Genomic DNA, 19827 nt, shown 5'->3' on the forward strand with positions numbered 1-19827 from the left:
GGGGATGAAGACATGTTAAGAGAACATTTATTAACGGAGGTTTCCAATCATGTATTGCTGGTGACTTTGAACCGCCCTGAAAGCTTGAATGCCTTTAGTCCGGATATGATAGCGGACTTAACCAATACGATTGTTGATGTTCGGCAGAATTCTCAAATAAGAGCCATCGTAATCAGGGGAGCCGGACGGTCATTCTCCGCCGGAGGGGATGTCAAATCGATGGGCCAGGCCACTGCCGTACAAATGTATGACCATGTCGGTAAACTGAATGATTGTATATTGGCGATGGATTCCTGCGAGGTTCCCATAATCGCCGCGGTACACGGATTTGCTGCAGGGGCCGGTTTTAATTTGGCACTTGCTTGCGATTTAATCGTGGCTGCAGAGGATAGCCAATTTGCTATGAGTTTTTCAAAGGTAGGGTTAATTTCGGATGGAGGTGGTTCATACTTTTTACCGAAATTAGTGGGCCCGCATCTTGCCAAACAACTCTTTTTCTCGGCCGAACCTTTTTCGGCCGAGCGTTTACATCAGTTAGGCGTTATCAATCATGTATTTCCATTGAATCAACTTGAAGAAGAAGTGTTAAAGATAGCCGACAAGCTGGCACATGGGCCAACAAAAGCCTATGGAATGATGAAAAAACTTGTGAGTCATTCGTTTACGGCTTCACTTGAGGAAATTCTTGAACAGGAACGGATTACCCAAACCCTAATGGGGACAACTGAAGATCATATAGAAGGGGTTACTGCATTCAAAGAGAAACGAAAGCCGAAATATACGGGGAACTAATAGAGGGGGAAGAAGATGAAAGCCATACAATTTGAAGCCTACGGTGGACCTGAAGTTCTAAAGTTGACAGAAAAGGAAAAACCGACGCCTACCGGATATGAAGTATTGATTGAAATTGACTGTGTCGGGGTCAACTATGCCGATACAGCCCGGCGGGAAGGGCAATATGTCGTACCAACGCCGCTCCCGTTTATTCCAGGTGCAGAAGTGGCAGGGGTTGTGGTGGAAGTAGGAGAAAAAGTAACCAAGATCAAGGCTGGAACTAGGGTTGTGAGTTTGATTGAATCAGGCGGCTATTCCGAATATGCCTTGTCCAATGAATTCTCCGCAATTCCATTACCGGATGAAATCTCTTTCCATGACGCGGTTGCTTTACCCCTACAAGGGCTAAGTGCGTATCACATCTTAAAGACGATGGGACGCCTGCAGGCTGGGGAAGTGGTACTTATCCATGCAGCAGCCGGGGGCGTTGGGACGCTTGCTGTCCAGCTTGCAAAGATTTTCGGGGCAGGGAAAGTAATTGCCACAGCTAGCACCGAAGAAAAATTGGAACTCGCAAAAGAGATGGGGGCGGACGTACTCATTGATTATACGAAAGAGGGATGGGAGCTCGAAGTGAGAGAGGCGACAGACGGTAAGGGCGTGGATGTTGCCCTTGAAATGGCAGGAGGGGACATTTTCAATAAGACCCTGAAATGTCTGGCTCCTTTTGGTCGCATAGTCGTTTTTGGCAATGCTAGTCGTGAGCTATATACGATGAATCCTCAGAATTTAATGCGCCGTAATCAATCCGTCATAGGTTTTTTCCTACCCCAGATCATGAAAAGGCCGGATTTGCTTGTACCGAGTATCGAAGAGCTTTTCTCTTATGTAGCCTCAGGTAAACTAAAGATGACCATCGGAGGTATTTATCCAATCGAACAGGCAGCGGCGGTTCATGAAGAAATGAACGCGCGTCAAACGAAAGGGAAATTGATTTTGCAGATTAAATAAGGAAAGAGGGTGTCCTGGAAGTTTCAGGATACCCTTAAATTTGCGAGAGCTTAATCCGTTTCGGAGCTGACATCTTTATCGGGATGGAAAAAAGGGGCTTGAGGATCTCGTTTGGCTTCTAATAGTTCCCGATTTTCAGTCGAGTTCCAGCCAATATCATTTGTCGGGTGGACCCATTCATCACCAGCCATGATTTCCGGGTCTGTATCCTCATTCCAATTTTCAAGCGGTGAATTGTCTGAGGCGTACTTACTGTCCCCGATGACCACTCCATACTCATTCACAAATGGTGCTTCTGGTTTTATTCCAGTGTTCTTGAAGCTAGGTGCATTGATTTGATGTGGCTGAGTATCTGATAAAATTGGGTTATCGAGTTTTTTCTTCATTATATCCTCCTCCGTTTTTAGTCTTAATGTACGCGAATGACGATATATTATCCGTGAATAATTTTGAACGGAATTACCCCATTCTATAATGTTAACTTTTTTTATAGAGGTGGAATGAAAATGAAAAGGAAAGCCAATGTTGATGGGGCTGTAAAAGCCAGTAAAACGCCGAAGAAGAATCAAGGAATAGATGAATTTTCAAATGAATTTGCAGCCGATGAAAATGTCATGAAGGGTGCAAACCGTAACTCTAAACAAGGCAGAAAAGGAAGAAGTTAAATGAATAAACAAACACGTAAACAACCAGAGAAAAAAGATAAGGCCCAGTACGTACGAACGGAATTCGGTATGGAATTTAGTGAAGATATGAATGCAACCGAGATCTATGAAATACTGGCCGCGAAAAATAACAAAAAGTAAATAAGGACGGACCCCACAAACAGGGGTCCGTCCTTATTCTTATTGTATTGTGCTTTCAGCCTTAGATAGTGAAAAGATACGAGAACCTTTACCACTTGGATCAAAATAGGCAAGCATGATGGAAGGTTGTTCAATTATGGTCCCATCCGTTAAGTAGGTTTCTAAATCAAACGGAAGTTCTTCAATCAAGGTATGCTTATATATTTCCTTTTCGTTCAGTTGTAAATCCCTGAAATCGGTTCCTAGGTGCTCGGGATGCTTAAGAATTTCTTCATAAATCTTAGAACGGCCATGTTTATCTAAAGAGGCTTCCCACCAAGGTTTACGTGGCTTATATTTTTGATTCTTAAAGTAATCCAATTTCATGAGACCGATGACATTATTCAATTGATCGGTTTCCCTTTTAATCAAAAATAGCTCTAATCGCTTGAATAAATCTTCAAGCTGATGCCCAATGCGTGACCAGCCCTGCTCATCCCAATAGGTGCCGAATTCCTGGAAGAAGTCGAATGGGGAGGTAAATACCGTTTCTACAAGGAACTCGGTTGTATGGTTCATTCGATGATCGTTCCAGTATTTTTCAAGGACATCTTCGACTTGTTTAATGCGGACAATATCATCAAAGGTTAAAACATTGTTTCCCAGGATTTCGTAAGGGGCATGATCACTGTAAATATAATCGTGTTCATCCGCTCTAATGCGCAGCCCAGTGCCACGCAACATTTTTAAGAATCCGAGTTGCATCTCTTCGGGGCGTAGTGCAAAAACATCATTGAAGGTCTTTCTGAATGAAAAATAATCTTCTTCAGGCAGGCCAGCAATTAAATCGAGATGCTGATCTATTTTCTGTCCGTCTTTTACCATCGTGACAGTTCGGGTCAACTTTTCGAAATTCTGTCTTCTCATCACGAGATCATTTGTATGATCATTCGTAGACTGTACACCGATTTCAAAACGGAACAATCCGGCAGGCGCATGATCGTTCAAGAATTGAATGACTTCCGGGCGCATGATGTCAGCCGTGATTTCGAACTGAAAAACGACTCCAGGTTGATGCTCATCAATTAAAAACCTGAACATCTCCATCGCATAGCTCCGGCTAATGTTAAATGTACGATCGACAAACTTAATCGTTCTTGCCCCATTATCCATCAAATACCTGATGTCTTCTTTAATTTTTTCGCGGTCAAAATAGCGCACACCCACTTCAATCGATGATAGGCAGAACTGACAGCTGAACGGACAGCCACGGCTTGTCTCGATATACGTCACCCGTTTGGATATCTCATTACGATCTTCCTCTAAACGGTATGGTGAGGGAAGGGATTTCAGGTCCACCTTGCCATTCTGGGGCTGAATCACCTTTTTACCATCTTGCCGATAAGCAATTCCACTAACTTTCTTATAGTTGTGTTCCCCTTCTATTTCGGAAAGCAGGTCCTTGAAGGTTACTTCCCCCTCGCCAATGACAATAAAATCAGCACCTGGAATTTGATCTAGCCAATCATGAACATCGTAGGTCACTTCAGGACCACCGAGGATGATAACCAGTTCAGGATTGATCTTTTTAAGCATCGCCACGACTTTCATGGTTTCTTCGATATTCCATATATAACAACTGAATCCGATTACATCCGGCTTTTTGGAATAGAGGTCGCCGACGATGTTCATAATCGGATCTTTGATGGTGTATTCCGCAAGCTGTGCATCGTATTCCGGTTGGGCATAAGCCTTCAGGTATCGTATGGATAGAGATGTATGGATGTATTTTGCATTAAGAGTACTAATAATTATATTCATAAAAAATGGCGCAATGAAAGCGCCTATCTCCTTTCGTGTACATGTTATCTAAAAGCCAACAAGCACTAACGAATAATTGTACCATAGTCTCTTGGTTTTGGAAAACCACTTACAGTATAAAATGTTAAATAGAAGAAAATAAAAGGACAACCCTATGGCTGCCCTTTTTGTTCTAAAACCTGGTAGTAGATTGTTTATGTTCTTTACTAGGCTTTATATATTCTTTAACTTTACGAGCGAACTGTTTGGTCCTGGATATTTTCAATTCGATAATGGGCTGTGCCATGGAACCTATGATTTCGCTTGAAAGCATAACTGTAATCAAGAAGGAAAGCCCGGCTAGCATGATGAAGCTTTCGGTGTTACTAAAGTATTCCTGAAGGGTGCTTTCACGGAAAAAACGAATGAAGAAGCCGTGAAGCAAGTACACATACAGGGTTTGCTTACCCCAGTTGGTAAAGAAATATTGTTGTCTTGGGATAAAGGATAAAAAGCTAAACACTGTAATGACACTTAATCCGTAAAAACCAAGACGTTTAAACATGGATATGATGGACGCTTCCTCTAGCTCGGAATAGGGCTTAGAGCCAAGCAACCATTTATAATTGATATCTGCTTTTAAATAAAAACCGATGAAAACAACAAGGATGATAGAGAGTGATGCTATATGGACTTTAGGTGTAAATAGTCTTTTTAAATGATCTTTGTTTAAATGATACCCAATTAAAAACATGGGGAAAAATACAAACGTTCTCGATAAGCTTAGGAAATTGGAAATGAAGTCCACATATCCAATTAGCAAGGCGATTAGGAACGATAAACCTATACCGACAAGCGGCTTCAGTTTAGAGAAACCGAGAAGCATGATATTCCAGCAAAATAAACTGATCAAGAACCACAAAGACCAATGGGGGGTGAGCATGTCTACATTGAAGGAAGAACGATCATATAGAAAATAATAGTACACTGTGTAAATGATTTGGAAAATGATATAAGGTACGATCATTTTCATGGTGATTTTCGCTAAATACCCTTTTTGATAAAATCCTTTTGCAAAAAAACCGGAAACAAGGATGAAGGCCGGCATATGGAAGGAATAAATGGTTTTGTAAAGCGCATAAATCGTTTCACTATCGTTTATATAGGTGTTCAACAAGTGTCCAAAAACGACAAAGCCCATGAGAATGAACTTAGCATTGTCAAAGAAAAAATCACGTTGTTTCATAGTTGCCTCCAAATATTTATTTTTAGGAGAAGAAATCATTGTATCTCTATACCCTAAAAATAGAGATTGAAATCCATTATCATGGAAAGAGCTTAAATTTCCCTTAATTCAAAAATGAATTAAGAGAATGGCAATATAAATTTTACACGCATGACTAATTCTATTCTACTGTTTTTTTTGAAATAGCGAGGGAATTTGGGGTGGATGTCGAAAGAGATAGGTGTCGAAAGAAATGAATGGAAGTAGGTTTGGAAAGGGGTTTGAATATGAATGTAGAGTACGAGGCTGTCTGTAATGAGGAGATCAGCAGGTTGAATAAACACATCGAAGAATATAAAGAAATCTTTAATTCCATTATAGAGCCCCATATAATGATCGATGAAAACCTGAGATTCACCTATGCGAATGAGGCGGCATGCTTGTTGTTCGATCAGCCCAGAGAACAACTGGCTAAACTGAAGCTTAGTGATTTTCTTCAAGCAAGTACCTTACTTGCAGTTGATGTGGAGGGATTAAGCAGGCATAAAAAGCCTCTTAAGAAAAGGAAAGCGGTACAACTCCATAATGGAAACATGAGGGAGTTTGAGTTTATACAGGTTGGGACACTTTCAGGTGGAAAGAGGATTTTTCGTTTGGAGGATGTGTCTGAAATCGATCAGGTCGGGAATTTGATGCCACCGCAAATGGTTTTGGATAATTTCGATACAGCAAGAGAGGGTATTCTCCTTTTAAGTCGTAAAGGACTTATATTAGAGGCAAACTCCGCATTCATGAATGGTTTGAAAATCAATAAAAGAGATCTTATTGGGAAAAGACTATCAGATTTGGTGACACATGATGATAAGTCACAGCTAGACGAAGGGGTTAGTGAAATTTTTACAACATTGAATTCTATGGGTGAATTGGAGGTAACCCTACATGGGAAGCCTTGTCGTTTTACTTTTTCAACCCGTACACCAGTCGGAAATGAATTATTCATAACGACGTTTTCGAAGATCACTGAATCGAATATTATTGAAAAGAAATTAGAGTCGAGCGAAAGGATTTTTGCCGAGTTATTTGATCAATCAATGGAAGGAATCGTTTTTTGGAATGAGGCCGGTGTTATTTTTCGAGTCAATCAATCAGCCTGTAAAATATTTGAATCCACTAAGGAAGAAATGATTGGCAGTGACATATGGAAATTCATCTATAAGGAAAATCGTTATTTTAAAAGAATGCTTGCTACTTTTGAAAGAGACGGCCAAGTCAGGGATGATATTTTTTATAAGATGCCAAACAATCAAATCAAATTACTTGAATTAACGGCAAAGAAACATGAGGGCGATGGGTATAATGTAACCATCTTTCGTAATGTAACCGAACGCTGGGAAATAGAAAAAGAATTAAGGAAAAGTGAAGAGAAATTCAGGAAAATTTTTGAGGGGTCACTTGATGGGTTGATCTTATGGAACAAGGATGGATTTACGGACTTTAATGAATCAGGTAAGGCAATACTGGAAATCTCTAAGGAAAAACTCCTTTCTCTAACCGTAAAGGAATTCATCGGAAAAGTACCGGAAAATGCAATTGATTTGAATGCACATGTGGAAGCGGTATATAAAAAAGGAGTGTATTCTTCCATCATTCCACTAAAATTCGAAGATGGAAGGATTAAGCATATTGAATTTTTAACAAGAGGCAATCTGTATTCAAACCTGAATTTAACCATTTTTCGCAATGTAAGTGAAAGGCTTGAAATGCAAGAACAAATTAGGAAATCGGATACCTTACATGTTGTTGGTGAACTTGCCGCCGGAATCGCCCATGAAATTAGAAACCCCATGACAGCTTTAAAAGGTTTCATCCAACTGCTTGAAGATTTGGTCAAAGAGGATTTCTCTACTTATTTTCACATAATCACTTCAGAAATACAGCGCATCGAGACGATTATTACAGAGTTCCTGGTTTTGGCTAAACCGCAGGCCCTTCAATATTTGGAACAAGACTTGCACATCATCCTGAAAGAGACACTGGAGCTTTTAGCGGCACAAGCTTTACTTAATAATGTCCGCTTTGAGACAGATTTTGAGGGAATTGCATGCAACATATTCTGTGAAGCAAATCAGTTAAAACAAGTATTTATCAATATTATTAAAAATGCACTGGAAGTCATGCCGGATGGCGGCACAATTCGTATCCAATCGAGCCAAGTGTCAAATAGCCACGTTCGCATCTCGATTATTGACCAAGGAAACGGGATATCCAAAGAAAAGTTAAAAAAGTTAGGTGAGCCATTTTATACGACAAAGGAAAGAGGGACCGGCCTCGGATTGATGGTCAGCTATAAAATCATAGAAGAACATAATGGATATATCGAAGTGGAAAGCGAAGTCGATAAAGGGACAGTTTTTCATATCTATTTGCCCATTAAAAGTGAAGCTTAGAGGATGATGCCAATTGGGTAACTGGTTCTTTTCTTTTCACAAGGTTGGGTACTTGAAATCTTTCATAAATTGAAGGGTTTTTTTTTGTTTGAAAAGGTCATAAGGGTTCCCGTCATTTTCTGTCTTCTGTTGCTTTGAATTTTATCGCAATATAAGAAGTTTTGTCTTTTTTTGCGAACCTATTTACATATAAGGTATATTTTGTAATAATTCTTAAATATAATCAAACTCTAAAAAGGGCAGGAGTAGTGAATATAGGTATGAATTGTCGGAATGCAATGGAAATTTGTAACGAAATACGAATAAAACGGTGGGAAATGATGGATTTTGCGCAAATACACGGAATGAGTCATAATCATACCATTCGGATCAGTGAGGAGCTTGATAAACTGATTAATGAATATTTGATTCTGCAACATCATACGCCTATTGAAATGAGAGTGGAAACAAAAGACTTGGTCGTCATCTTACAGGAACCTTTCTACAATGATTACTTCCTTTAATAAATATATAAGAAAATGGATCGTGAATTTATCTTTGGATAGCAGTGACTATGAAGAAATAGAGGTCAAGAATGGAATATATTCAACTAGTAAAACGAGGGGAGATTAGCCAGGCGGCATTATTTTTTATCGAAGGGGAACTGATGAATGTCATTGTTATGGATCCTGATCGATTTAATTCCGGTGATACCGTTATCTGCCTGCATAAATCCCAAACATTCGAAACGAATATCATAAAAAAGCAAGAGAATAATCTATACTTATTTGTTCCATGGTACGATACCCTTCAGGATAGTGAAAGAAGACGGGCTGCAAGGGTATCGTATGTTGCTCAAGGAAAAGTCCAGTCCCCCCAAAAAAGTGAAAGGGTTCAGTTGATTGATTTGAGCATCAAGGGCCTAGGATTTTCGTGTGAAAACAAACTAATGAAAGCCGAGTTGCATACCATCACCTTTATGATTGATCATGCCAGGAATCATTTTACAATCAGGATACAAAATGAGCGGGAAATGGAAGATGCATATCGGTATGGAGTCAGTTTCATAGGAGTGCCTGTCAAAGATTTGTTTTATGTCAGGAGATATATTCTTAACAGTCAGCTTGATAAATTATCATCTGCGGCTGTTTAAAAAGGAAAAAGGCTGACTCACATAAGGAGCCAGCCTTTGTCATGTTCAATTATCATAGAATTTCCAATAAGATGACCATAAATAAGAGTCCGACTATGAAGGAATAGGTGGAGGTGCGCTCATTCCCATCCCCGTGACTTTCGGGAATCAATTCTTTGTAGACGATGAATAGCATAGCCCCAGCGGCAAATGCAAGACCATAAGGGACCAAGAATTCAATATAAGAGGTTAAGTAATATCCTAATAGACCCGTGACGATTTCTATGGCGCCAGTTAAGGTGGCAATTATGAAAGCCGTGAATCTCCCAATTTTTTGATTGATTAGAAACAATGCGACGAGCAAGCCTTCGGGAGCATTTTGGAGACCTATTGCAAAAGCTATCAAATTCCCTGTATCAGGCGCGTTTGAGGCATAACTGACCCCAACGGAGAGACCTTCAGGAATATTGTGCAATGTGATGGCCGTGATGATGAGCAAAGCTTTCTCATCAAATTGAATACCACTTTTCGTATGGCCGAGATCAATGTGTGGAATATTTTTTTCCATAATCGTTAAAGTTAAGACTCCGAGGAAAACCCCGATGATAAGTTGGATATACCCCCCGGTTGCCAATGATTCTGGAATGAGGCTTAGCAAGGAAGCAGCCATCATGATTCCAGCTGTAAATGCTAAAAGTGTATCCCTGAATCGATGGGTCATGGACCCTTTAATGAAAAGAATCGGTAGCGCACCGGCCCCTGTAGACATAGCAGAGAGGATACTGCCTAATAAAACTCCACTCATAAATTTCTCCTTTGCATGGTTGTTCTTTTTTCATTCTTTCTTTTTTCTTCTTCTCTGGGTAAAACAATAATGTATTGTATTTTTGATTATCCAAATTGGTTACAGTGTGAAACCTATTTTTGGGGATACCATTGTTTTAACATGAAATCACTTGGTAGGAAGACACTGAGGATCCCTAGCAAGGGCAAAAATCCTACGATTTTAATCATGGCTGCAATCCCGATAATATCTGCAATCGCCCCCAATGAAACGGATCCAATCGCCCCCATACCAAAAGCGAGTCCTACAGTCAGACCAGCCATTGTCCCCACTTTACCGGGAACTAATTCCTGTGCATATATGACGGTAACGGAAAAACTGCTCATGATGATGAATCCGGCAATCAGTAATAGAATGAAAGCTGCAATCGGTGGTACGAATGGCAGAAGACCGGTTATCGGCGTACTTGCAGCAAAGGAAAAAAGTATCACGTTTTTCCGCCCAAAGCGGTCGGCGAGCGGGCCACCGAAAAATGTCCCGACTGCCCCAGCGGCTAAAAAGGCAAAAAGGAAGATCTGTGCCGCTTTTATTGTGAATGAGTGCTGTTCGATTAAATAAAAACTATAAAAATTTGTCATGCAGGATACATACCAGGAGCGGGCGAAGATAATGAATAATATTAAGACCAAGGCTTTGGCCACTTTATTGGAACGCTCTTTATTAACGACTTTAGCCGCCAGAGTTTTTGGCTGAAAATGCACGAGCCTTTGGGAATACCACTTGGCTATGTACAGTAATAGCATGACCGCGGCAAAGGCAACGAAAGCAAACCAGAGAGCGCCCTTCTGCCCGAACGGGACAAGAATGATGGCCGTGATGAGCGGAGCTAGTGCCTGCCCACTGTTTCCACCCACTTGATAAATTGACTGGGCCAATCCACGCTTGGGACCTCCAGCCATATAGGCGACTCTGGATCCTTCTGGGTGGAAAATGGCTGATCCAAAGCCCATTAAAACGACAGCACCGAGTATAGTTATATAGTTTGGTGCAAGAGCCAGGATGATGACTCCGATTAATGTGCTGGTTAATCCAACTGGCAAAGCATAAGGCAGTGGCTTTTTATCGGTATAAAATCCGACAGCTGGCTGTAGAAGTGATGAGATGATGTTCAGGCAGAAGGCAATCATGCCCAACTGTGTATAAGTTAAAGACATGGATTTTTCTAGGATGGGAAACATGGCCGGTACCACGGCCTGAAGAGAATCATTCATTAAGTGGCATATGCCAATAATAATCATTATTTTGAGGGTCATCTCTTGATTTTTTGGTATAGGTTTAGTTGCTGTGGTACTTGCCATATGTATTTGCCTTCTTTCTAAATTAGAATCTTATTCTAGTGACCTTATATTTAAGGTCCGTCAAGATGATTATCTTAGGATAGAAGGGTTTACTTTACTGAAACGTGATTCTTTCCATATAGATTACTTACTCACGTTCTCTTTTAGGATAGGTAAGCGAATCATGACCGTCGTACCCTCCGAAAGCTTGCTTGTAATCTCGATTGTTCCATTGAAGAGTTCGATGATTCTCTTGCAGACGAAAAGTCCTAAACCGGTCCCTTCCTTTTTGGAAGTATAGAATGGCTCAAATACTTTCTGGATGTCGTTCGATTCCAACCCGTGTCCAGTGTCAATGATTTCTATAATAGCTTCTTGTTTTTTTGGATAAATATGTATGGTCAGGTTTTTGCCTTGTTCCATGGCCTCAAAGCCATTTTTTGCTATATTAAGTATGACCTGCTTGAGTTGGTCCTTCGTACAGTATACAGGAAGTGGTGACCTAACTATATCCCATTCGACTTCGATACAGTAAAAACGAGCTTCAGATTCTATTATCGTTCTTAATTCAGCAACGATACCGCGTACATCATATGAGGATAAGTTTTGCACCATCGGCTTACCTAGAATCAAGAACTCACTGACGATACTGTTTATCCTTTCTATCTCTTTCATGATGATGGAATAATAAAACTGGTCTTGTTCATCTGGATGCTTCTCATTTAGCAATTGGACAAGTCCTTTTATGCCCGTGAGTGGATTTTTGATTTCATGTGCAGTACTTGCTGCAAGTGTACCTACGAAATTCAACTTTTGGTCATCAATGAGTTGTTTTTGTTTTTTTGAATTCCTACGATAGAGGAACTCATATACAATAATATAAATCACATGGGTGATGATGAAGGTGAAAAATATAAAAGAATAGAATATATGGATGTTTTGGGTATCCTTTTTTTCCAGCATTTTAACTGATATGGACCATTCGGCTTCTGTCAAGGGGAGGGTCATCCATCTTGAACTTGGGTTTACATTCCCGATATTTATATCAACGACCTTTTCTCTCTCATTCGTTTGAAGTTTTACTGTTTGTTCAGGTGAAAGTGTATTCAAGATATTCTTTAAATAATCGAATTTGATCTGAACCAATAAAAATCCCCGTACTTCCTTATCCTTTTCCAATATTGGGGCGAAGATGGTGAAGCACGTACAATTCAAATCATCAATTCCTGTTTTGTTGGCCATCACCGCTTTTTGAGTATTTACAGCTAAGTCCATATCTTCATGATCAATTAATTTGGATTGGGGGGGCTGCTTGCTTGTACTATGTATGGTCATTCCTTCTCGATCCAGCAGATAAATGTCAGCGTATCTGGGGTCTGTATCTTTGAAGGAGTCTAACAATTGATTCTTTGATTTTTCGTCCATATATGGAATAGAACGGTTGCGACTCAACCATTCCACATTTCCCTTGGTTTCCCTGATTACTTGGTCTATCGATTTTTGATAAACGGATCCAATCCATTCAGCCTTTGCTTTCCGTTCTTCTTGGATGGAATAATCAAAATATAACCAATAAGTGATAGTTAAAATGATTAATGGTAAAATGACAATAAGTATGTATTTCGAAAATCTCTGCCTTGAATTCATGTGGTCACTACTTTTATTTTTTCTTTTAGTATATCAAACTGGAGAATTAAACAATAGCAATAGCCATGCCCTATAGGCAAATTGACAAAAAAGGCGCAATAGAATATAATAACCTTCAATTCAAGATATTTTAATTAAAAATTTTAAGGTTGTGAAGTTATGGGGAATGATAGCATCCAACAGTCATTAAAGCTGTTTATCGTGATGTCAAGAGCTCACCGTTCGATTAATGATATAGTGAATAAACATATAGCTGAAGCGGGCTTGAATCCTACTGAATTTGCCGTACTTGAACTGTTATATCATAAAGGTGATCAACCTCTTCAACAAATCGGTGGAAAGATCTTGCTTGCAAGCGGTAGCATTACTTATGTAGTGGACAAGCTTGAACAGAAGGAGTTTTTACAGCGGATAGCTTGTAAAGATGACCGCCGTGTAACGTTTGCCAAAATTACGGATAAAGGTAAAGCCTTTATTGAGGATGTCTTTCCTGATCATGAAAAAAGAATCGATGATGTGATGAGCGTCCTTACGAAAGAGGAAAAAGAAACGGCAATAGAATTACTGAAAAAGATTGGTTACTCCGCAAAAAAATAATCCAGTAAACCAGCACCTTAATTTAATTGAGGTGTTTTTGTAGTTTTATTATGATTCGTCCGAATCTGACGGTCATGCCCACTAAAGGCGGAGAACCCTATTACTTTTTTCATAAATAGGAAGGCTTTACATAAGAATATGGCGAATTTAATTATGTCCTATTTTAACTGGCAACCAATGAACACGATAGGTGTTTTTTTGGGAAAAAAGGGATACAAATGATGAAATTGGGGTGTAATTATGAAATTTAATGAGTATAAATATGAACGGCCTGAATTGGATGACATTAAAGGGAAGTTCACGAAAGCTCTTAAGCAGTTTGTGGATGCGACTGAGGTTGAAGAACAAGTAGAAGCCATAAGTGAAATAAATGCCATTCGAAACTATGTTGGTACGATGAGCAATCTGGTCTATATTCGGCATACCATTGATACGACTGATGAGTTTTATAAAAATGAAAATGATTATTTGGACGAATTCTCACCTGAAATGGAGGAAATGACTTCCACGTTTTATACAGAACTCGTTCAATCGAAATTCCGTCGGGAACTTGAGTCCAAGTGGGGAAGGCAACTATTTGATTTGGCTGAGGCACAGCTCAAAACGTTCTCGCCGGAAATCATCCCGCAACTGCAAAAAGAAAATAAGCTGGCAAGTGAGTACTCACAGTTAATAGCTTCCGCGAAAATTGAATTTGAGGGAGAAGAGCGGACATTGGCACAGCTTCAGCCCTTCATGGAGTCTGAGAGCCGTTCCATCAGAAAAATGGCAAGTGATGCTTACTATGGTTTCTTTGCAGAGAAGCAGGACGAACTGAATCGGATTTTTGATGAGCTGGTAAAGGTGCGACATGGCATAGCAACGACATTAGGGTATGATAACTTCGTCGAGCTAGGTTATTATCGCATGACACGGACCGATTATAATGCAGAGATGGTGGCAGCTTTCCGTAAACAGGTGAAAGAGGAAGTGGTTCCGCTCGTTACCCGCTTGAAGGAACGTCAGCAGAAACGCCTAGGTCTGGAGAAACTCTATTATTACGATGAGAATTTCCAATTCAGTACGGGGAATGCCGTTCCTAAAGGCGAAGCGGAGTGGATCGTGGAAAATGGTCAAAAAATGTACCATGAACTTTCTGCCGAAACGGATGAGTTTTTCAATTTTATGATTGAAAATGATTTAATGGACCTGGTTGCTAAAAAAGGAAAAGCAAGTGGTGGATATTGTACATTCATTGAAGATTATAAAGCTCCCTACATTTTTTCCAACTTCAATGGGACATCTGGTGATATCGATGTTCTTACACATGAGGCAGGACACGCTTTCCAGGTGTATCGAAGCCGTGACCTGGATATTCCGGAATATAATTGGCCAACCTATGAGGCTTGCGAAATCCATTCGATGAGCATGGAGTTCCTTACCTGGCCTTGGATGGATCTGTTCTTCAAAGAAGATACAGAAAAGTATAAGTTCTCCCATTTAAGTAGCTCGCTCGTGTTCCTGCCATATGGGGTGGCTGTGGATGAATTCCAACATTTTGTCTACGAAAATCCAAACGCATCGCCACTTGAGAGAAGACAGGCATGGCGCAAAATCGAGAAGGAATACTTACCTCATCGTGATTATGAAGAGAACGGATTTTTAGAGGGCGGAGGCTATTGGCAACGTCAAAGTCATATCTATCAGTCTCCATTTTATTACATTGACTATGCTTTGGCTCAAATATGTGCTTTCCAATTTTGGAAAAAGTCTGTGGAAAAAGATGAGAGTGCGTGGAAGGACTATTTAAACCTTTGTCAACTTGGAGGAAGTAAATCATTCCTTGGGCTCGTGGAATCGGCCAACCTTGATTCCCCATTTGCAGAAGGTACTGTGCAGTCTGTCGTAAGGGTTATCGATGAATGGCTGAGTTCGGTCGATGACCAAGCTTTATAAGTTGTGAAATCTCGTGAATCGTTAGCGGGTCTTCTATAGAAAGGCGCTCCCTTTAGAGGGAGCGTTTTTAAAATGGGAGGACCGAAGCTTTCCCATTAATTTAGGTTAAACTGACTTGGACTGTCTTAAAATTCTCCCTCTTACATATAGATGTAGGGAGGAGGGGTGTACATGCTTTCTAGGTGGTCAGGAATCTTTCAGGTTGCAGCCGTTTATGTAGGTACAGTTGTCGGAGCGGGTTTTGCAACTGGAAAGGAGGTTGTTGAGTTCTTTACCCGTTATGGCTTTTATGGCTTTATCGGGATTTTAATAGCAGGCTATATTTTCATTTTCAGTGGTACGAAGATCATGTTGATTTCCTCAAGGATCAAGGCAGCTTCCTATGAAGAATTCAATCAATTTTTATTTGGGAAGAAATTAGCGGGCGTCATCAATGTTTTTTTCCTTATCATGCTGCTAGGTGTTACAGCGGTCATGATTTCGGGATCAGGTGCCGTTTTCGAGGAACAGCTTGGCATCTCGAAAAACGTTGGGAGCTGGACAACGGCCCTTCTGGCTTCATTGGTTTTGATGCTAGGAATGCGTGGGCTTTTTACAGTGAATTCTTTTGTTGTTCCCATCATGATTCTATTTAGCTTGATTCTGTTCTTCTCGACTTTAGGGACGGGTGAATTTTTATCTTCTCTAACGCAATTCCCAGAAGAACGGATCAGCTTGAAGATGATATTCTCCCCGTTTGCCTATACCGCTTTTAACCTGGCTTTAGCGCAGGCGGTGCTTGTTCCGGTGGCGTATGAGGTTAAGGATGAAAGAATTATAAAGCAAGGTGCTATTTTGGGTGGGGTATTCCTTACGATTATTCTACTCACTGGGCATTTATCACTTATGACCCTTCCGGATGTGATGAGCTATGAAATTCCATCGGCGGTCCTTATGAAAATGGTGGGCGGTCATTTACATTGGATGTTCATCTTGGTGATATACGGCGAAATCTTCACTTCAGTCATCGGAAATATTTACGGATTGCAGAGGCAAATCAGCAACTATATTAAAGTGCCTGGCATATTCATCATCGCCTTCAGCTTTATTGTGGCGTTGATTATCGGCACGTACGGATATGGAAGACTCCTGGGTTATCTCTATCCGGTATTTGGATACATAAGTTTACTGTTTTTAATCCTCGTCTGGAAAAGTGATGCAGGCAAAAAAATATAAAACGAGGGGCTGTCTAATAAGTCCCTAAAATAAAACAGGTGGAGAAAAACGAGTTGTTTTTCTCCACCTGTTTTTCTATTTCTATAATAATTTACTGAAAGTAGCTGACGTAACCCAGCTATCTTCAGTAAATTATGTGCCATGGCTACGATGCCAAACTCCGTTTGGACTTTCGCTAAGCCCCGAAGCGAAAAGCGACGGAACGACCTATTGCCCTTGATATGACCAAAAACACTCTCTACCTCGATTTTTCGTCGAGCGTAAAGTTGTGCATTCGATTCAGACCAAAGGTTCAATTTTGCTTTCGCTTTTAATTCTTCATAAACTGGATTAACATGCACTTGGCGATTTCCTGTCGCCTTTGTACATTGAGATTTTAATGGGCAATCCGTACAATCCTCACATTCATAAATTTTAAAGTCACGTGTGAATCCATTTTTATCCGTACGGGTCGAGTAACGCTTAAATAAAACCTTACGGTTATTTGGACAGGTGTATTCATCCTTTTGTTCATCATATGCCCAGTTACTCGCATGACGAATATCTTTTTTATAGCTCCGTTTTTGTTCCGTTAAAAAAGTATTGTAAGGAATCAAAGCTTCAAATTCTTTTTCCAAAGAGTAGAGATAGTTTTCTTCACTGCCATAGCCGGCATCTGCGATGACGTTTTTCGGGAATGGTAGCGATGTATTCTTCAGTGCCTCTAAATGCGGCTTGAAACAACGCGTATCAGTTGGGCGTTGATGTATCGTATAAAAAAGAATGAATTGATTTTCCGTTGCCATTTGAATATTATAACCAGGTTTTAGTTGTCCGTTATTCATATGATCATCTTTCATTCGCATAAATGTCGCATCCGTATCGGTTTTAGAATAACTATTTCGATCGCCAAATAGAGCATTTTGTTGTTTATATTTAACTAATCGTGGACCTAAGTCCTCGCGCACTAATTTCAATAGTTTCTTAACCGGACTGAGTTCCCGTCGTTTTTCTTTTCGTACCTGGACATCTTCTTCAAGTTGGATACCGTTCGTTTCTTTTTCAACTTTTTCCACTAATGCTTTTTCTATTTGAGTTAGTTTTTCCTCTATCGTTAATGAGGAGGTTTCATCTTGAGTAGACAGTTCAAGACCCTCTTCATTTGCAATGGTCTGAATCTGTTGGTACGTTTCTTCGATTTTTTCTTGCAGCTTCGCCTCAAATTTGGTCGTCGCCTTTTTCCACACAAATGAATACTTGTTTGCGCTTGCTTCAATCTTTGTTCCGTCTAGAAAATAGTTCTCCATTGTGACGTGCTTTTCTTCTATTAGTTGATGGATCATTTCTTCAAATAGCTTCGGAAGGAGCTTATCCATTTGTTGTGTGCGAAATCGATTAATCGTTCGATAATCCGGTTTTTGCAAGGCAGCCAGCCACATTGTTGGGATATTTTCTTTAACCAGTTTGGCGATTTCACGACAGGAATAGACTTTTTGAGAATAGGCATACAAAATGACTTTCGTCATCATTTTAGGATGGTAAGAGCTACGTCCGCCACCATTATAGTGCTCAAAAAAGACATTATCTTCTACTGATTCAATCATTTGATCAATCACACGCGCCACGTGGTGAACCGGAATGAGATCCTGAATGTCAAAAATAACAGTGGTTTGTTGGTTATCATAGGGAATAAAAGTAGGTGTAGAATTTCGTTTTTGAGGAACGGTAGTTTCCTCTTGAATGGTGAGTGGTAGTATAGTTTGTTCCATGTTATAATTTTCTGTAGTGATCTTTGGATTGCTCATAAAAAATCGTCCTTTCGTAAATGGTGTGTGGTAACTTCATTTTACTAAAAAGGGCGATTTTTTTGTGCATAAATTTCATAAAAAAAGGGTTGCCCTAAAAGTCATTTTCCTGACTTTTGGGACAGCCCCTTTATTTGATATCAGGATTCTTTCATGATTGTTTTAGCCATCTCTAGAAAGGCATCCCGGTAATCTTTGTCCTTCTTTGTAAACATGGTTAAGCGGACAGGGGACTTCTCATCTTTGAGTAAGACAGAAGTAACCACATCATCGCCGTTCACGACTTCATAGCCGGAACCATTATCTATGTTAAGTGCCGGGTCCTCTATCTTCTCTGAAATGCTTTTCAGTTGGGTTTGGACATTTTCCTCTACTTCGTCCCATTTGACATCGCCCGTTAATAATTCAATCCTCATGGATACAGAGTCGTCATCGGTCAGGAAAAGGACATCCTTTCCAGGCTCCTCGGCAGTCAACTCGAACTGTTGTAAGACGTATAGGCTAAATGGTTGATTATCACTATTTTTCAGGAAGGCTGTTTCTTCTTTTGCTTCCCCATTACTTGTATATTGCAAATTCTGTTCCATAAGCCTAACCTTTTTTGTCCCTTCAGAACTATCAGTAGCTCCATTTGTTGAGCCTGCTGTATTCTCTTCTTTTACCGTATCTTCTTGTGGTTCAGCCGTCTTGTCGTCCGTGGTTGTCCCACATCCGCTCAGCAATAGGGCCGCCATTGTCGCTCCGCCTAAATATTGCGTCCATTTTTTCATCGTTTTCCCTCAACTTTCTGTTGAATTTCTCATATGTGTAGAAAGGCATGACCTATCGACGCTCTGGAGAGAATCATCCCTTTTATATATAGACGAATGAAAAAGAAAAAAGTTACAAATGATATCATGGTAACCAAATGAACCATAAAGTTCCTGCATAGGAAAACGGAATGGTCAAAAACCATTCCGTCGTTCAGTACCTTCATCCGATGATCTTATAATTTTTATGATTGACAACTGTCTTCTGTTCAAGCTCCAAGTCAAGGTAATTTTCCATATACGTGACGTCCACGATTACAGAGTTCTCATTCACTTTCTCGACGATTCCTTGTAAGCCTTCTCTAAATTCAATGATATTTCCAACTTCCGCTTTCTTCATGGTAATCATCCTTTCCCATCTCGTTTTCAATGATAATCAGTAACTATGAATAAATGGATTATTCGAACACCTTGCTGTTTAGATTTTGACCTGGGAAGTGCAAGTAAAAAGATATAGAGTAGTTATAATGACTGGTTAGAAAGTACAGGTATGTGTTTTTTACATATTATGGAAATCAATATAAGCACACTTACTCTTACTTGTATGAGTCTGGATGATACTTATG

19 protein-coding genes are annotated in these 19827 nt (G+C 40.0%); 10 read left to right on the forward strand and 9 right to left on the reverse strand.

Features of this window, described 5'->3' with window-relative positions; genetic code table 11:
• The first annotated feature begins 12 nt into the window (after positions 1-12).
• Both AC503W_RS06200 and AC503W_RS06205 read left to right on the forward strand, forming a co-directional pair.
• Positions 13-792: an enoyl-CoA hydratase/isomerase family protein gene (locus AC503W_RS06200; RefSeq protein ID WP_427688394.1), complete on the forward strand. Its 780-nt coding sequence runs from the start codon at positions 13-15 to the stop codon at positions 790-792.
• Positions 793-807: 15 nt separating this feature from the next.
• Complete coding sequence (locus AC503W_RS06205) at positions 808-1785, forward strand: quinone oxidoreductase family protein (RefSeq protein WP_427591045.1); 978 nt, start codon at positions 808-810, stop codon at positions 1783-1785.
• A 50-nt stretch (positions 1786-1835) separates the two neighbouring features.
• Here AC503W_RS06205 and AC503W_RS06210 read toward each other — a convergent pair whose 3' ends face one another.
• Positions 1836-2171 carry a DUF3905 domain-containing protein gene (locus tag AC503W_RS06210; protein ID WP_427591046.1) on the reverse strand — a complete coding sequence of 112 codons (336 nt, stop codon included), beginning with the start codon at positions 2169-2171 and terminating at the stop codon, positions 1836-1838.
• 120 nt (positions 2172-2291) lie between these two features.
• Here AC503W_RS06210 and ykzP point away from each other — a divergent pair, with 120 nt between their 5' ends.
• Positions 2292-2450 carry a protein YkzP gene (ykzP, locus tag AC503W_RS06215; RefSeq protein ID WP_402867950.1) on the forward strand — a complete coding sequence of 53 codons (159 nt, stop codon included), beginning with the start codon at positions 2292-2294 and terminating at the stop codon, positions 2448-2450.
• Positions 2451-2591 (forward strand): hypothetical protein, encoded by a 141-nt coding sequence (locus AC503W_RS06220; RefSeq protein ID WP_402867952.1) that lies wholly within the window; start codon positions 2451-2453, stop codon positions 2589-2591.
• A gap of 39 nt (positions 2592-2630) precedes the next feature.
• Here the strand turns inward: AC503W_RS06220 and AC503W_RS06225 are convergent, their stop codons facing one another.
• Positions 2631-4391, reverse strand: a complete 1761-nt coding sequence (locus AC503W_RS06225) for a B12-binding domain-containing radical SAM protein (protein ID WP_402867954.1) — start codon at positions 4389-4391, stop codon at positions 2631-2633.
• 172 nt (positions 4392-4563) lie between these two features.
• Positions 4564-5616: an acyltransferase family protein gene (locus AC503W_RS06230; protein WP_402867956.1), complete on the reverse strand. Its 1053-nt coding sequence runs from the start codon at positions 5614-5616 to the stop codon at positions 4564-4566.
• A gap of 266 nt (positions 5617-5882) precedes the next feature.
• Here AC503W_RS06230 and AC503W_RS06235 point away from each other — a divergent pair, with 266 nt between their 5' ends.
• The 3 genes from AC503W_RS06235 (at position 5883) to AC503W_RS06245 (ending at position 9174) form a co-directional block, all read left to right on the forward strand.
• Complete coding sequence (locus tag AC503W_RS06235) at positions 5883-8042, forward strand: PAS domain-containing sensor histidine kinase (RefSeq protein WP_427591047.1); 2160 nt, start codon at positions 5883-5885, stop codon at positions 8040-8042.
• Between the two features lie 260 nt (positions 8043-8302).
• A complete protein-coding gene (locus tag AC503W_RS06240; protein WP_427591048.1) occupies positions 8303-8545 on the forward strand; it encodes an aspartyl-phosphate phosphatase Spo0E family protein in 243 nt (80 codons plus the stop codon).
• A gap of 71 nt (positions 8546-8616) precedes the next feature.
• Positions 8617-9174 carry a PilZ domain-containing protein gene (locus AC503W_RS06245; protein WP_494916435.1) on the forward strand — a complete coding sequence of 186 codons (558 nt, stop codon included), beginning with the start codon at positions 8617-8619 and terminating at the stop codon, positions 9172-9174.
• 52 nt (positions 9175-9226) lie between these two features.
• On the opposite strand, the gene AC503W_RS06250 is transcribed toward AC503W_RS06245, so the two are convergent.
• The 3 genes from AC503W_RS06250 to AC503W_RS06260 form a co-directional block, all read right to left on the reverse strand.
• The gene (locus AC503W_RS06250) at positions 9227-9958 is read right to left on the reverse strand and encodes a ZIP family metal transporter (protein WP_427591050.1); all 732 of its coding nucleotides are present in this window, start codon (positions 9956-9958) and stop codon (positions 9227-9229) included.
• A gap of 113 nt (positions 9959-10071) precedes the next feature.
• Positions 10072-11301 (reverse strand): MFS transporter, encoded by a 1230-nt coding sequence (locus AC503W_RS06255; protein WP_427591155.1) that lies wholly within the window; start codon positions 11299-11301, stop codon positions 10072-10074.
• Between the two features lie 117 nt (positions 11302-11418).
• The gene (locus AC503W_RS06260; protein WP_494916437.1) at positions 11419-12921 is read right to left on the reverse strand and encodes an ATP-binding protein; all 1503 of its coding nucleotides are present in this window, start codon (positions 12919-12921) and stop codon (positions 11419-11421) included.
• Positions 12922-13080: 159 nt separating this feature from the next.
• On the opposite strand from AC503W_RS06260, the gene AC503W_RS06265 reads away from it, so the two are divergent.
• The 3 genes from AC503W_RS06265 (at position 13081) to AC503W_RS06275 (ending at position 16668) form a co-directional block, all read left to right on the forward strand.
• On the forward strand, positions 13081-13518 hold the full coding sequence (locus AC503W_RS06265) for a MarR family winged helix-turn-helix transcriptional regulator (protein ID WP_402867969.1): 438 nt from the start codon (positions 13081-13083) through the stop codon (positions 13516-13518).
• Between the two features lie 240 nt (positions 13519-13758).
• Positions 13759-15453: a M3 family oligoendopeptidase gene (locus AC503W_RS06270; RefSeq protein ID WP_494916439.1), complete on the forward strand. Its 1695-nt coding sequence runs from the start codon at positions 13759-13761 to the stop codon at positions 15451-15453.
• A 171-nt stretch (positions 15454-15624) separates the two neighbouring features.
• Entirely contained in the window at positions 15625-16668 is a 1044-nt protein-coding gene (locus tag AC503W_RS06275; RefSeq protein ID WP_402867973.1) for a YkvI family membrane protein, read from the forward strand.
• Here AC503W_RS06275 and AC503W_RS06280 read toward each other — a convergent pair.
• The 3 genes from AC503W_RS06280 to AC503W_RS06290 all read right to left on the reverse strand — a co-directional run bounded on the left by AC503W_RS06280 (position 16593) and on the right by AC503W_RS06290 (position 19601).
• On the reverse strand, positions 16593-18416 hold the full coding sequence (locus AC503W_RS06280; protein WP_494917287.1) for an IS1182 family transposase: 1824 nt from the start codon (positions 18414-18416) through the stop codon (positions 16593-16595). The genes AC503W_RS06275 and AC503W_RS06280 overlap by 76 nt on opposite strands.
• A 176-nt stretch (positions 18417-18592) precedes the next feature.
• Positions 18593-19222: a DUF8580 domain-containing lipoprotein gene (locus tag AC503W_RS06285; RefSeq protein WP_402987691.1), complete on the reverse strand. Its 630-nt coding sequence runs from the start codon at positions 19220-19222 to the stop codon at positions 18593-18595.
• A gap of 202 nt (positions 19223-19424) precedes the next feature.
• On the reverse strand, positions 19425-19601 hold the full coding sequence (locus AC503W_RS06290) for a YkvS family protein (protein ID WP_402867977.1): 177 nt from the start codon (positions 19599-19601) through the stop codon (positions 19425-19427).
• Between the last annotated feature and the right edge of the window lie 226 nt (positions 19602-19827).

This window comes from Peribacillus suis (assembly GCF_059384845.1).

Coding starts and splice junctions, on each gene's coding strand:
- AC503W_RS06200 (WP_427688394.1), top strand. CDS start 13: ATGTTAAGAGAACATTTATTAACGGAGGTTTCCAATCATGTATTGCTG.
- AC503W_RS06205 (WP_427591045.1), top strand. CDS start 808: ATGAAAGCCATACAATTTGAAGCCTACGGTGGACCTGAAGTTCTAAAG.
- AC503W_RS06210 (WP_427591046.1), bottom strand. CDS start 2,171: ATGAAGAAAAAACTCGATAACCCAATTTTATCAGATACTCAGCCACAT.
- ykzP (WP_402867950.1), top strand. CDS start 2,292: ATGAAAAGGAAAGCCAATGTTGATGGGGCTGTAAAAGCCAGTAAAACG.
- AC503W_RS06220 (WP_402867952.1), top strand. CDS start 2,451: ATGAATAAACAAACACGTAAACAACCAGAGAAAAAAGATAAGGCCCAG.
- AC503W_RS06225 (WP_402867954.1), bottom strand. CDS start 4,391: ATGAATATAATTATTAGTACTCTTAATGCAAAATACATCCATACATCT.
- AC503W_RS06230 (WP_402867956.1), bottom strand. CDS start 5,616: ATGAAACAACGTGATTTTTTCTTTGACAATGCTAAGTTCATTCTCATG.
- AC503W_RS06235 (WP_427591047.1), top strand. CDS start 5,883: ATGAATGTAGAGTACGAGGCTGTCTGTAATGAGGAGATCAGCAGGTTG.
- AC503W_RS06240 (WP_427591048.1), top strand. CDS start 8,303: ATGAATTGTCGGAATGCAATGGAAATTTGTAACGAAATACGAATAAAA.
- AC503W_RS06245 (WP_494916435.1), top strand. CDS start 8,617: ATGGAATATATTCAACTAGTAAAACGAGGGGAGATTAGCCAGGCGGCA.
- AC503W_RS06250 (WP_427591050.1), bottom strand. CDS start 9,958: ATGAGTGGAGTTTTATTAGGCAGTATCCTCTCTGCTATGTCTACAGGG.
- AC503W_RS06260 (WP_494916437.1), bottom strand. CDS start 12,921: ATGAATTCAAGGCAGAGATTTTCGAAATACATACTTATTGTCATTTTA.
- AC503W_RS06265 (WP_402867969.1), top strand. CDS start 13,081: ATGGGGAATGATAGCATCCAACAGTCATTAAAGCTGTTTATCGTGATG.
- AC503W_RS06270 (WP_494916439.1), top strand. CDS start 13,759: ATGAAATTTAATGAGTATAAATATGAACGGCCTGAATTGGATGACATT.
- AC503W_RS06275 (WP_402867973.1), top strand. CDS start 15,625: ATGCTTTCTAGGTGGTCAGGAATCTTTCAGGTTGCAGCCGTTTATGTA.
- AC503W_RS06280 (WP_494917287.1), bottom strand. CDS start 18,416: ATGGAACAAACTATACTACCACTCACCATTCAAGAGGAAACTACCGTT.
- AC503W_RS06285 (WP_402987691.1), bottom strand. CDS start 19,222: ATGAAAAAATGGACGCAATATTTAGGCGGAGCGACAATGGCGGCCCTA.
- AC503W_RS06290 (WP_402867977.1), bottom strand. CDS start 19,601: ATGAAGAAAGCGGAAGTTGGAAATATCATTGAATTTAGAGAAGGCTTA.